The sequence below is a fragment of the Salinimonas chungwhensis DSM 16280 genome (genome assembly GCF_000378185.1).
Lineage (GTDB): Bacteria > Pseudomonadota > Gammaproteobacteria > Enterobacterales > Alteromonadaceae > Alteromonas > Alteromonas chungwhensis.
The window spans coordinates 42,001-53,823 of the sequence record NZ_KB899376.1 but is presented as its reverse complement, the minus strand read 5'-3'; the positions used below and the strand labels follow the sequence as shown (position 1 = coordinate 53,823).

14 protein-coding genes and 1 tRNA gene are annotated in these 11,823 nt (G+C 46.2%); 9 read left to right on the top strand and 6 right to left on the bottom strand.

Annotated elements, in window-relative coordinates:
* Positions 1-59: 59 nt before the first annotated feature.
* Positions 60-626: a DUF924 family protein gene (locus tag F458_RS0100305; RefSeq protein WP_018981368.1), complete on the top strand. Its 567-nt coding sequence runs from the start codon at positions 60-62 to the stop codon at positions 624-626.
* A gap of 22 nt (positions 627-648) precedes the next feature.
* Here the strand turns inward: F458_RS0100305 and soxR are convergent, their stop codons facing one another.
* The gene (gene soxR / locus F458_RS0100300; RefSeq protein WP_018981367.1) at positions 649-1,086 is read right to left on the bottom strand and encodes a redox-sensitive transcriptional activator SoxR; all 438 of its coding nucleotides are present in this window, start codon (positions 1,084-1,086) and stop codon (positions 649-651) included.
* Between the two features lie 254 nt (positions 1,087-1,340).
* Positions 1,341-2,342 carry an adenosine deaminase gene (locus tag F458_RS0100290; RefSeq protein WP_018981365.1) on the bottom strand — a complete coding sequence of 334 codons (1,002 nt, stop codon included), beginning with the start codon at positions 2,340-2,342 and terminating at the stop codon, positions 1,341-1,343.
* Between the two features lie 354 nt (positions 2,343-2,696).
* Between F458_RS0100290 and F458_RS0100285 the strand changes: the two genes are divergently transcribed.
* Positions 2,697-4,025 (top strand): NCS2 family permease, encoded by a 1,329-nt coding sequence (locus F458_RS0100285; RefSeq protein WP_018981364.1) that lies wholly within the window; start codon positions 2,697-2,699, stop codon positions 4,023-4,025.
* Between the two features lie 72 nt (positions 4,026-4,097).
* On the opposite strand, the gene F458_RS0100280 is transcribed toward F458_RS0100285, so the two are convergent.
* Entirely contained in the window at positions 4,098-4,349 is a 252-nt protein-coding gene (locus F458_RS0100280) for a hypothetical protein (RefSeq protein WP_018981363.1), read from the bottom strand.
* A 435-nt stretch (positions 4,350-4,784) separates the two neighbouring features.
* Here F458_RS0100280 and guaD point away from each other — a divergent pair, with 435 nt between their 5' ends.
* Complete coding sequence (guaD, locus tag F458_RS0100275) at positions 4,785-6,149, top strand: guanine deaminase (protein WP_018981361.1); 1,365 nt, start codon at positions 4,785-4,787, stop codon at positions 6,147-6,149.
* Positions 6,150-6,218: 69 nt separating this feature from the next.
* Here guaD and F458_RS0100270 read toward each other — a convergent pair.
* A tRNA-Val gene (locus F458_RS0100270) sits at positions 6,219-6,295 on the bottom strand.
* Between the two features lie 142 nt (positions 6,296-6,437).
* On the bottom strand, positions 6,438-7,475 hold the full coding sequence (locus F458_RS0100265) for a hypothetical protein (RefSeq protein ID WP_051084984.1): 1,038 nt from the start codon (positions 7,473-7,475) through the stop codon (positions 6,438-6,440).
* A gap of 527 nt (positions 7,476-8,002) precedes the next feature.
* Between F458_RS0100265 and F458_RS0100260 the strand changes: the two genes are divergently transcribed.
* Together F458_RS0100260 and F458_RS0100255 are read left to right on the top strand one after the other, a co-directional pair.
* Positions 8,003-8,386: an ACT domain-containing protein gene (locus F458_RS0100260; RefSeq protein WP_018981359.1), complete on the top strand. Its 384-nt coding sequence runs from the start codon at positions 8,003-8,005 to the stop codon at positions 8,384-8,386.
* Positions 8,379-8,858 (top strand): PTS glucose transporter subunit IIA, encoded by a 480-nt coding sequence (locus F458_RS0100255; protein WP_018981358.1) that lies wholly within the window; start codon positions 8,379-8,381, stop codon positions 8,856-8,858. Before F458_RS0100260 ends, F458_RS0100255 begins: the two co-directional genes overlap by 8 nt.
* On the opposite strand, the gene F458_RS0100250 is transcribed toward F458_RS0100255, so the two are convergent.
* A complete protein-coding gene (locus F458_RS0100250) occupies positions 8,855-9,286 on the bottom strand; it encodes an OsmC family protein (protein WP_018981357.1) in 432 nt (143 codons plus the stop codon). The genes F458_RS0100255 and F458_RS0100250 overlap by 4 nt on opposite strands.
* A 237-nt stretch (positions 9,287-9,523) precedes the next feature.
* Between F458_RS0100250 and F458_RS0100245 the strand changes: the two genes are divergently transcribed.
* From F458_RS0100245 to F458_RS20320, 4 genes are read left to right on the top strand one after another with little or no spacing between them, the layout of a single operon-like run.
* A complete protein-coding gene (locus tag F458_RS0100245; RefSeq protein ID WP_018981356.1) occupies positions 9,524-9,877 on the top strand; it encodes an ArsC family reductase in 354 nt (117 codons plus the stop codon).
* Positions 9,870-11,003 carry a succinyl-diaminopimelate desuccinylase gene (gene dapE, locus F458_RS0100240; protein ID WP_018981355.1) on the top strand — a complete coding sequence of 378 codons (1,134 nt, stop codon included), beginning with the start codon at positions 9,870-9,872 and terminating at the stop codon, positions 11,001-11,003. Before F458_RS0100245 ends, dapE begins: the two co-directional genes overlap by 8 nt.
* Complete coding sequence (locus F458_RS0100235; RefSeq protein ID WP_018981354.1) at positions 11,000-11,674, top strand: M15 family metallopeptidase; 675 nt, start codon at positions 11,000-11,002, stop codon at positions 11,672-11,674. Before dapE ends, F458_RS0100235 begins: the two co-directional genes overlap by 4 nt.
* A complete protein-coding gene (locus F458_RS20320; RefSeq protein WP_018981353.1) occupies positions 11,671-11,820 on the top strand; it encodes a DUF2897 family protein in 150 nt (49 codons plus the stop codon). Before F458_RS0100235 ends, F458_RS20320 begins: the two co-directional genes overlap by 4 nt.
* The last annotated feature ends 3 nt before the right edge of the window (positions 11,821-11,823 follow it).

Genomic DNA, 11,823 nt, shown 5'->3' with positions numbered 1-11,823 from the left:
TTTATGTACTCATCCACTATAGTACACCAAGCCTTGTGACCGGAATAGGGAAAGACGGAATGGATGTTAAGCCGCTAATTACTATGGAAGAGGCCACCGAAGTGGTTTCTTTCTGGTTTGATGAACTTGAACCACAGCAGTGGTTCAAACCTGATGACGGATTAGACAACATTATCCGCTCCAGATTTGGCGCAGTTCACCAAGCTGCTGCCAATGGTGAATTATGGCCGTGGCGGGCCACACCTCATGGTCGTCTTGCAGAGATTATCGTGCTTGATCAGTTTTCCAGGAATATTCACCGGCATACTCCTGCGGCTTATCGGTGTGACTTAGCCGCACTTCTGCTGGCACAGGAAGCCGTGGCGGCAGGCGCCGATCAAGCGCTAACAGTACAGGAAGTGACATTTTTATATATGCCGTTTATGCACAGTGAATCGTTAGACGTTCATGATATTGCCCTGGAATTATTCGATGTGGCGGGCCTGGAAAAACAAATGGACTTTGAAGTGAGACACCGGGACGTGTTAGTCAAATTCGGACGTTATCCACAACGCAATGAAGCGATGGGACGTAGCTCTACGCCTGAGGAAAAAGCATTTCTAGCCTCTTCCGAAACACATTTTTGATATTCGCTGAACGCTGCCTTAATCAATATTTGCGCTGCAAAAGAACCGGACCGGGTCCTTCAGCAGCCAGTTTATCTTTAGCATTGTAGAGCGGACACGACTGCATAGACAGACAGCCGCAACCAATGCATCCTGTCAATGATGTTTTCAATGTCTGCAACTGGCTAATTCGTACTTCCAGCTGACGTTGCCAGTTGCTGGCCATCAGCTGCCACTGGTGCTGACTTGGCGCAGCAAACTTCGGCAACTGGTCAAATACCTGTCGAATTTCCTCCAGGGAAATGCCCAATTGCTGGGCTGCCTTAATCAATGAAACCCGGCGAATGGTAGAACTGGCGTAACGCCGCTGATTTCCCGCGTTGCGGCTGCTGAAGATAAGACCTTTTTTCTCGTAAAAATGCAGTGTGGAAACATTAACACCGCAACGCTGAGCAACTTTCCCTACTGATAAATGAGTCATCGTAAAAAACACTTTACCTCAACCAATGTTGAGGTTTTAGCATGCGTTTCATCGGATGTAAATTTAGTGCAAAGGAATAGTCAGATGAAGGCTCATGATATCAAACAGCGCACTACACCAGCGCAAAATACAAAAAACCGCTTATTAGCAAAAGACCGGCTGAACACCATCCTAAAAACGTGGCAGAAACTCATTATCAGGACCATGACAATGAAATGATACGTATTGTCACCCCTGATCTACACACTTAACAGCTAAAAGTAAGCATTAACTTTATCAATCCAATGCTGTTTTTGTGCATCTTCCATAAAACTTGCTTTGAAGCTGTTGCTCACAAGCTTACGTAGTTGCTGCGCATCCATGTTCAACGCTTCATGCAGGACATTGAAGTTTTTGTTCAGGTAACCGCCAAAATAGGTAGGATCGTCAGAATTCACTGTAACCAATAAATCCTGTTCCAATAAGGTAAACAATGTATGTTGGCCCATATCTTTGATGACTTTTAATTTCAGGTTACTAAGCGGGCAAACTGTAAGAGGAATTTGCCGTTCTCTTAACAAACTAACCAGAGCGGGGTCTTCCAGACAGCGAACACCGTGATCGATTCTGTCTACGCCCAATAAATGGATAGCCTGCCAGATATAATCTGACGGCCCCTCTTCACCAGCATGAGCGACAACTTTAAAACCGAGTTGACGAGCGCGGGCAAACACATTTTTGAACTTTGCCGGAGGGTGACCTTTCTCGGAACTGTCCAGACCTACCGCTTCAATAAAACGATAATACGGTTTTGCCTGCGCTAAGGTAGTAAATGCTTCTTCTTCACTAAGATGTCGCAAAAAGGACAATATCAGCTTTACGCTCATGCCCCACTCATCCTCGGCCCTGGCTATCGCCTTAATAAATCCTGGCATAAATGTCTGATAAGAAATGCCACGGCCAGTATGGGCCTGGGGATCAAACATAATCTCCGCATGCACAATATTCTGTTCGCGGCAACGGCATAAGTAAGACCACATCAGCTTAAAAAAGTCGTCTTCATCAAGCAATACGCTAGCGCCTGCATAATAAACGTCCAGAAAGCTTTGCAAATCAGCAAACTGATATGCTGCCTCTATCTGAGCCACACTGGCATAAGGTAGGCGAATAGCATGCTTTTTGGCCAGGTCCCACATTAATTGGGGCTCCAGTGAGCCTTCAATATGCAGGTGTAACTCTGCTTTTGGCAATGACGAAATAAGAGAAGATAAAGGCATAAGCTCACTTAATTAAAAAGGAATACGGTTGCCATGTTAACAATCACATAACACAGTAAAGATTGCACCCACTCATTGGTTCACGCACAATTGCCAGATATCTGCCACGCCGAATGCAACTGTCTCTATTTTAGTCATTTAAGGCACCTCATGAAAGCTGATTTCGTAAATTACTTACGAATATACCTCCTGAGACGATGCTGAAAACCATGGCCATTTGGGTGCGGTAGATTTACAGATGAATATATGAAAAAGAGTTGGCATCGCGCAGGGCCACGCTGAGAAAAAGAACTGTCTCGATGAATATGACCAATTTGAAATTAATACTGACGACTTGCCCGCTTGAGATCCCCCATGACGACATTACTTGACCGACTATTTAAGCTGACTCAACATGGTACAACAGTAAAAACAGAGCTCATCGCCGGCTTTACTACGTTCGCAGCCATGTCCTATATACTGGTGGTCAACCCTGGCATTCTGGGACTTAGTGGTATGCCGGTAGAAGGACTGATTACCGTTACCGCATTATCTGCATGTATTGGCACAATGCTAATGGCGTTAATGACCAATTATCCCATCGCACTGGCGCCGGGCATGGGGCTGAATGCGTTCTTCGCGTTTACCATCTGTATGACCCGGGACATTTCATGGCAGGCCGCACTGGGGATTGTTTTTTGGAATGGTATTTTATTTTTGTTGCTGACGCTCACAGGCGTACGCACCAGGGTAGCGGAGGCGATTCCCGCCTCGCTGAAAATTGGCGTACAGTGTGGAATCGGCTTGTTTATTGCCTTCATTGGTCTGCGCAATGCAGGGCTTGTGGTAGATCATCCGGCTACATTTGTCACGCTGGGTGATTTGTCCGAGCCAGCGACAATGCTCGCACTAGCGGGGATTTTGCTTACCATTGTAGTGGTTATCAAACGTATCACCGGTGGCATTCTGCTATCCATAGTTGTACTCACTATAATTGGTCTGTTTATCCCCACCGAAAATGGCATGCTGACAGCACGCCCCAGTGCCTTCCTAGGCTTGCCTGATAGTATCGAGAGTACCTGGATGGCCATGGATCTGTGGTATCCCATACAGCACTTTTCTGAAACCTGGGATCTCATTTTTGCACTCATGTTTGTTAATATGTTTGACACCATCGGAACACTGATAGGGGTTTCCAGACGGGCCAACCTTCTCGACCAAGAGGGTAAGTTACCGCGTATTGGTGCTGCAATGAATGCAGATGCGACAGCCAGCATCGCAGGCGCTGCATTAGGAACATCTCCGGTTACCAGTTATGTCGAGTCAGCGGCTGGTGTCTCCTCCGGCGGTCGTACGGGACTGACTGCATTAGTAGTGGCGGCCTGCTTTTTACTATCCTTGTTATTTACGCCCCTGATGAAAATCATACCACTCATGGCTACCACTCCAGCACTGATTATGGTGGGTATTCTTATGATGGATTCTATCCGACAACTCGATTTTGATGATTTAGGCGCACTGGCTACAGCGTCGGTGGCACTATTGGCCATGCCACTGACCTTCAGTATCAGTGAGGGCATTGCACTGGGTTTTATTACCTATGTAACAGTCATGCTGGGAACAGGCAAAGGGCGGGAGGTCAGTTTGCTCACCTACGCGCTGGCGGTGATATTTTTGTTGCGGTACGCGCTGGATCTGAAGTGATACTGATTTGCTCACACGCTTATCCGTGCAAGCACAGCGGCGTCGGCAGATGTCACCGGCGCTATTTAATAGCTACAGACCTTCGTAAGAAAAAGTAACGGCTCTGTCACTCATGAACATAACCTTGATATGCGTGTTATCTTCGCTGCCCCAGGTACAGCTGCGGGTGCCTAGTGAACGGCTGCAGGTATCTGCTTTGCCCAGCACTTTTTCAACATCAGCCTGAGACATCCCCATTTCAAGTTTTTCATAATTTTCCTGAGTGAGTTTTGAACACCCTGTCAGGATCAGGGCTAAACCTACGATTGCTGCGTATTTGATCATGCATTAGCTCCTTTTAAAGCACGCTGCTAATGAAATTACCAGTAATGAGACCAACTACGACACACAACGGTATTTGCTAAATGATGCCATAATAGTATTTCTCAAAACCATTATAACTTTATGATGACGCGCACAATGATTGAGCGCAATGAAAAATTGCCCGCTGCGACCTTATTTAATACTTTTGGCATCATGCGTAGTAACAAAAGAAGCTGCATGCTACCTGCCCTTGTGCCTCAGAGCATATCGACGATAAGACATAATGCGCAGGCGGGTTTTAATAATAATCAGCCATCAGGCGCCCATTAGCTGCATAGCGTATTTTATGGCACCTGCTGTTTATTAGAATAAATTACTTTGTCACTAATACTATCCGTCCATGCCTCTTGCCCTGCCATATCCAAGCACTGTAAACTCCCGCAGCAACCGCTGTTCATGCACTGTATACGCTTGTGGGCGGTTGTTTTTTGTTTTCAATTCCGCTTGAGGCTGTTAGTGATTAAACACCAAATTTTCCGCGCTGGTATCGTACATTTTTCTCAATCGACCACTGATCCTGATAAGGATGTAAAGTGCTATTCTGATGGTGCCCTGGTCATAGCCCACGATAAAATAGTGGCGTTAGGTCCTTATAAAGAAACAGCCACCGACTACCCGAATGCGCAATATCATGATCATCGCGGAAGATGGATTATTCCGGGTCTGATAGACAGTCATTTGCATTACCCGCAGACCGAAATGATTGCCTGTTATGGTAAGCAACTTCTTCACTGGCTTGAAACCTATACCTTTCCTACAGAAAAAAAATTCGCAGAGGACGCTTACAGCAGAAAGATAGCCAGCACTTTTTTGCGCCAGCTGCTTAAGAACGGTACCACCACCGGGCTGGTTTTTTCGTCTGTACATGCCAGCGCCACTGATATTTTATTTGACGCTGCCAGCGAGCAAAATATGGCCATAATAGCAGGCAAAGTCTGTATGGACAGAAACTGCCCACCCTGGTTACAGGATACGGCTGAGTCAGCTCAGCGCGAGAGTGCCTCCTTAATTGACAAATGGCATGGCAAGGGCCGTAATCTGTATGGCCTCACCCCACGTTTTGCCCCCACCAGTACTCAGGCGCAGATGTCTGCACTGGGTGAGCTGGCTCAGCAATATCCGGATGTATTTATTCAAACGCACCTTTCTGAAAATATGGATGAAATTGAGTGGGTTAAGTCGTTGTATCCGGATACTGATGGCTATCTTGATGTGTACGATAAGTATCATATGGTAAGACCCCGGGCAGTATTTGGTCATTGCATACATTTGACTGATCATGAGTGGCAGCGACTGGGAGAGAGTGGCGCCACTGCAGCATTCTGCCCTACTTCCAATCTTTTTCTCGGCAGTGGTTTGTTCAATCTGGACAAAGCCCGGGCAGTGGAGGCCAACCTTGCGCTGGCCTCAGATGTGGGGGCCGGGACCAGTTTTAATATGTTTCGTACCTATGGGGAAGGCTATAAAATCGCTCAGCTGCAGCAGCAAACATTCTCTGCGCTGCAAGGTCTGTATATGATGACTCAGGGCCCCGCCTCTGCCTACAACATGGAAAACGCAATTGGTAATCTGAATCCCGGCACGATGGCTGATTTTGTAGTTTTATCACCCGAGTTTGACGAGCTTAGCGCACTTAGACTGGCTGATACTGCCTCGGCCCAGGACATGCTCTTTGCACTAAGTATGCTGGGCGACGACAGGGCCATCCATCAGACATGGGTAGCCGGAAAATGCCTTTATAACCAAACAGAGGTTATATAACGGCAGAACAAAAATAGTATAAAATTGGGGATTCTGTAATTGCGGAGGAGAAAAACAAAAAATAAGGAGTGGTGCGTCTACCCTGACTCGAACAGGGGACCTCTACCATGTCAAGGTAGCGCTCTAACCAACTGAGCTATAGACGCATAAAATACTGATTTAACTCGATGTGAACCGCGTTAAGATGGCGCGTATAATAACCATGGCTTTTCCATCAATCAAGGCATTTTTTTATTCTGTGAACTGTTTGCTTATTTGATGACCGCTTATCTGCGCTACGCTGAGAGTTCAGAAGCATTCAAACGGTAAGGGCGCTACATGGTCCATGATAGTATCCTGCTCTGTCTGTTCCATAAAAAAGTCGCCGAGCCGGTCAGATTCACTAATAACCGTTTCCCAGTAAGGGATTCGTTGTGCGGGGGACATAGTTTCAAAGTCTTTACGGTCGGGGATTTTCTGGTATGGCAGTTTTTCCACAAAGCTGGCAGAAGGTACAATCATTACCACGCTGTCATAGCTGGAGCTGTGTACAAGGCGTTTTTTAAGCGCCTTATCAAACCATCCGGTTACCGGCCGTGGATAAAAGTGCGGGTATAGCACCAAGCCCTTGTGTGGACCAAACGCCAAATCAAAATGATAATCGATAATGCCCCCGTCTCGATAAACACCTCGAGGTGCGCCTACAATATCTGATACGCCATCCAACACCATTGGAATTGAGCCCGATGCCAGTAACGAGTCCTTGATATTATTGTAACCAAGCTCTACCCGATCGGTTTCTATAGCATATGGATCGCTGACCAGCAATTTACTTTCAGGCGCTGAGAAAATGGTGCGAACAAAAGAGCGCTGCAAGTGACGACGATGTAAAGCATTGGCTGCTGCACTGAGTGCCAGACCAGATAACTGAGATAGTTTCCCACGGCCGGAGACCAGCCCACGGCAACGTGCTGTAATGATATGCGCCTTAAAACGAGGATTAACCAGCACGTCCTCCTGACCATGTTCGCCCAACATATCCTTTAACAGTGCCTTAGCCTTTTGCGTGATCTCCTGCGATGTGGGTTTAGCTGAATAAACCGTGTTAGCATAGTTTTTTGCCAGTCTGTTGATGGCGGCAAGAGGATCTCTTTGAACCACACATGCTGCACGAAATGCACCTGCTGAAGAACCTATCACCTGTATCTGGCCACCTCGATTATCAAAATACTGAGGAAACAGTACCCGGTCCAGGCCTGTTAATACAAACCACTTCGGACCGCCAGACGCTCCGATAAAGTAATCGAAAATAAGAGGATGAAAACCATATTTTTTCAACATCCGCATAGCACGGGGGCCTGCATAAATGTTCAGAGGAGCACTCACGGTAGTTTGCCTTTCACAGTTTAGATGACACAGTTAATGTAGCATTTTAGCGATTACAGCAACATAGTCGTTTAAAATACATATTTATCACTGATTTGTATAAATATGATCTATGAGATCACAGCTGAAACCCCTTTCAAAGTGCATAAATTTTTAGCTGACCAGGCTTATCAAACACATACGATCTGTGGGTCAGGCACAGAATAACTGGTCAGATGTCAACATGATCATTCTGCTTTTTTTCTCTTAACTCGGCTTTTTTTTATAACAAATACTGGACACGGCAAAACTAAAATGCTTGGTGATAACTATTTTTTATCCACTGAGCAAAAAACAAACAACATTTTAAATCGAATTAAATCATGAAGTTACAAACAAGCTCCAGACTACTCAACAAGGTTATCCACAGAATGCGTGGATAAGACGTGACACTTATCCCAAGTTGATGATTTAATACCTTTCTCTACCGACAGCTAAGGTTGTAATGCATGGCTATTCAAACTCTGGCCGTATTACCTGAACAATTTAACATTCATGGTTTAGCCCCAGATGCACCGATCCCGCAGGCTGTTTTAAGCAGTGATATGTATTTCATCGGTAAAACTGACGATCAACTTTCTCTGGTTGTTCCTGACACTATTGATATCACATCCGAAGATATTGATAAAAACTGGCGAGTGCTTGAATTAATTGGCCCTCTACAGCTTTCTATGGTGGGTATTATGGCCCAGATCGGACAGGTATTAGCTAAAGCAAAAGTTAGTATTTTCATTGTTTCTACCTTTGATACCGATTTTTTTCTGGTAAAAGACAATAAACTTAGTGTTGCGATTAGCGCGCTGCGTCAGGCAGGCTATACAGTGAATGAGTAATTTGCCAGTGAGTGTATCCTCCAAACACCTGTTCGTCCCCTCTCCTGTTTCAGGTAAGTTACTTGAAGATGAGACGCAGCAACTCGCCTATTCGCGCTTATTTGAGACAGTGGTTGTGTTGAAGATTACAGGAGCGCGCTTATTTGCCCCGTTTGACGGGTATGTCAGTCAGGTTGATCCGCTAAATCAAAGCATTCGGTTTACCTGTCTTAACGGACTAAAATTCTGGTTTAAAATGGGCAAGCAAACGATGCACTTGCATACCCGGGGTTTTCAGATGTTATCGCCCGTGGGCAAGAAGGTTGCCCGTGAAACTGCACTTGTTCAGGTAAATTTGCCAATGTTAAAACAGGAGGATATGGCACAAGCCACGATTATGTTAATTAATGGCAACAAGTTGAAAGGGTTTGAGATCAAAAAAGCCAGGCAGTACCTGGCTTCAGAAGATATCTTGATGAAACTGGAATTTTAGTTCTGGAACGTATAATCCAGTGAAATATCTGCTTTAAGTAATTTAGAAATCGGACAGTTGTCTTTTGCATCTTTTGCAATGGAAGAAAATTCATCCTCATCGATGCCGCTGACTTTAGCATCCAGAGTCAACGCAGAACGTGTAACAGCAAAACCATCACCGTCTTTTTCCAGCGTCACTTCAGCATCCACTTTCAATTCACCGCTGTCATAACCAGCATCCGCTAGTGCGAAGGATAAGGCCATTGCATAACAGCTTGCGTGTGCACCAGCAATTAGCTCTTCAGGATTGGTACCTGATTTGTCTTCAAAACGCGTATTAAAACCATAAGGTTGTTCAGACAATGCACCGCTTGCAAGACTAACGTGACCCTGACCTTCTTTGCCAAGTGGTTGATAATGTGCAGAAGCTGTTTTTACAATCGCCATGATGTTTCCTTATTCGTTTGTCACTAATTTTTGCCATGTGACTGAGTGTATGCATGCTCCGTGCCGTCAATAAAAAAATGCCAAAACCCCTGATATCAGGCGTGTTAAACCGCTACGCCCACTAAAAAAGCAGGAGGCTTTGGTCCTTGGGGATGTAATAAATGCAATCGCTATGTAGCTTTTGCATCGAATATAGCGAAACGATAAACTCGATAAAAAAACACAGGATCTACAACAATGAACACGGTTGTGTATGGGATTGGTAACTGCGACACCATAAAGAAAGTAAAAAAGTGGTTTGAGAAGTACGATATTGAATATCAGTTTCATGACTACAAAAAAGATGGAATTAATCGTCAGTGGCTGGAACAAACCGAGACGGTGCTTGGCTGGGAGGCCATGCTTAACAAACGCGGCACCACTTACCGACAACTGGATGCACAGACAAAATCGACCATGGATAAAGATGCTGCTCTGGAGGCCATGGCCACTTATCCGGCAATGATTAAGCGTCCGATCCTTGCGCATAATGACAAACTATATGTAGGCTTTAAACCCGAACAGTATGAGGAAATATTCGTCAATGACTGATACATCAGTAATCGCGCTGGCTAAAGATCTAATCAACCGTAAATCGGTAACACCTGAAGATGCCGGCTGTCAGACGCTGATGCAGGATATTCTGACCGCGGCCGGGTTTGAGAACGAAACCCTGATTTTCGAAGATACCACTAACCTGTGGTCACGCCGCGGTATCCAGGGGCCTGTTTTTTGTTTTGCCGGTCACACCGATGTGGTGCCCAGCGGGCCGGAAAATGCCTGGCAGACGCCGCCTTTCGTAGCCACAGAAAAAGACGGTTATCTGCACGGACGTGGCGCTGCCGATATGAAAGGCAGTCTGGCGGCTATGCTGGCAGCGACCACGCGCTTTGTCACAGATTATCCCACCCATCGCGGCAGTATTGCCTTTTTGATAACCAGCGATGAAGAAGGGCCGTTTATCAACGGCACCACCCGCGTCATTGATACCCTGGAAGCGCGCAATGAAAAAATTGATTGGTGTATCGTTGGTGAACCCAGCAGTACTACCGATATTGCAGATGTGGTCAAAAACGGGCGGCGAGGATCACTTACGGGTGATTTAATCGTCAAAGGCATACAAGGTCATGTTGCGTATCCTCATCTGGCGAAAAATCCGGTGCACGAAGCTGCAGCCGCATTAAACGAACTGGCGCAAACGCATTGGGATGATGGTAATGACTTCTTCCCACCAACCAGCTTTCAGATATCAAACCTGCACGCGGGCACCGGTGCAGGTAACGTAATTCCCGGTGAACTAAACGTCTGCTTTAATTTTCGTTTTTCGACTGAGGTCACCGATCAGGCATTAATTGCACGGGTCACAAAAATTCTGGACAGCCACGGGCTTGATTATTCCATCGACTGGACCTTCAACGGACAGCCATTTTTAACCGACAGCGGCGAGCTGGTAACCGCTGTGCAATCTGCCATTGAGTCTGTCACTGGCTCGCCGGCAGAATTATCCACAGCAGGTGGCACGTCTGATGGCCGCTTTATCGCTCCCACTGGTGCTCAGGTTGTAGAGCTTGGTCCGGTTAATGCGACAATTCACAAAATTGACGAATGTGTTCGAATGAGTGACTTGGAAGCACTGGAAGAGATTTATTATCAGACCATGGTAGCGTTACTTTCATGAATATAGCCTGGCTGGGTCAAAGCAGCGCCCATGTCACTGATGTAGGTGATGGGCACCGGCTGCATGAAGATATTATTGGGCCGTTTACGGCCATGCAAAAGGCCGCCGCGCGCGATAATATTGATTGTCAGCTGGTCAGTGGCTTTCGCGATTTTGAGCGTCAACTGGCTATATGGAATAAAAAGTGGCGCGGTGATTTACCGCTTCTGGATTATGACGGGCAACCGCTCAACAGTCATCAGCTCAGTGACTATGAAAGGATGCACGCCATTTTGACCTGGTCGGCGCTGCCAGGTGGCAGTCGGCACCACTGGGGCACGGATATTGATGTGTATGATAAACAAAATGTTATCCGTCATGACCACAAGTTTGCGCTGGTAGACAGCGAGTATCGCGCTCAGGGCCCCTGTGCAGCATTATCACAATGGCTTGATGTGCATGCCCGTGAATATGGGTTTGAACGACCGTATCTGACATACACCGGCGGTGTCGCCTGTGAACTCTGGCATCTGTCGCACCAGCCAATTGCTGCCAGGTTTGAGGCAGCCCGAGACTGCCAGCAATTAGCCGTGCTTCTGTCACAAAGTCAGATTGAAGGCAAAGAGATTGTGATCAAACACATCGAAACCCTGTATGAACAATATGTTCTTAACAAGGGAAAGACATCATGAGTCTGGGCTGGATATTACTCATCATAGCGCTGGTAATAGGCCTTATCGCCGGCAATATGTTATTGCTGCGTTCAAATAAGAAATTTAATCTGCCGCCGGATTTCAAACCCCGCGACTACGATGACAAAGATGAAGATAAATGGTAGCGG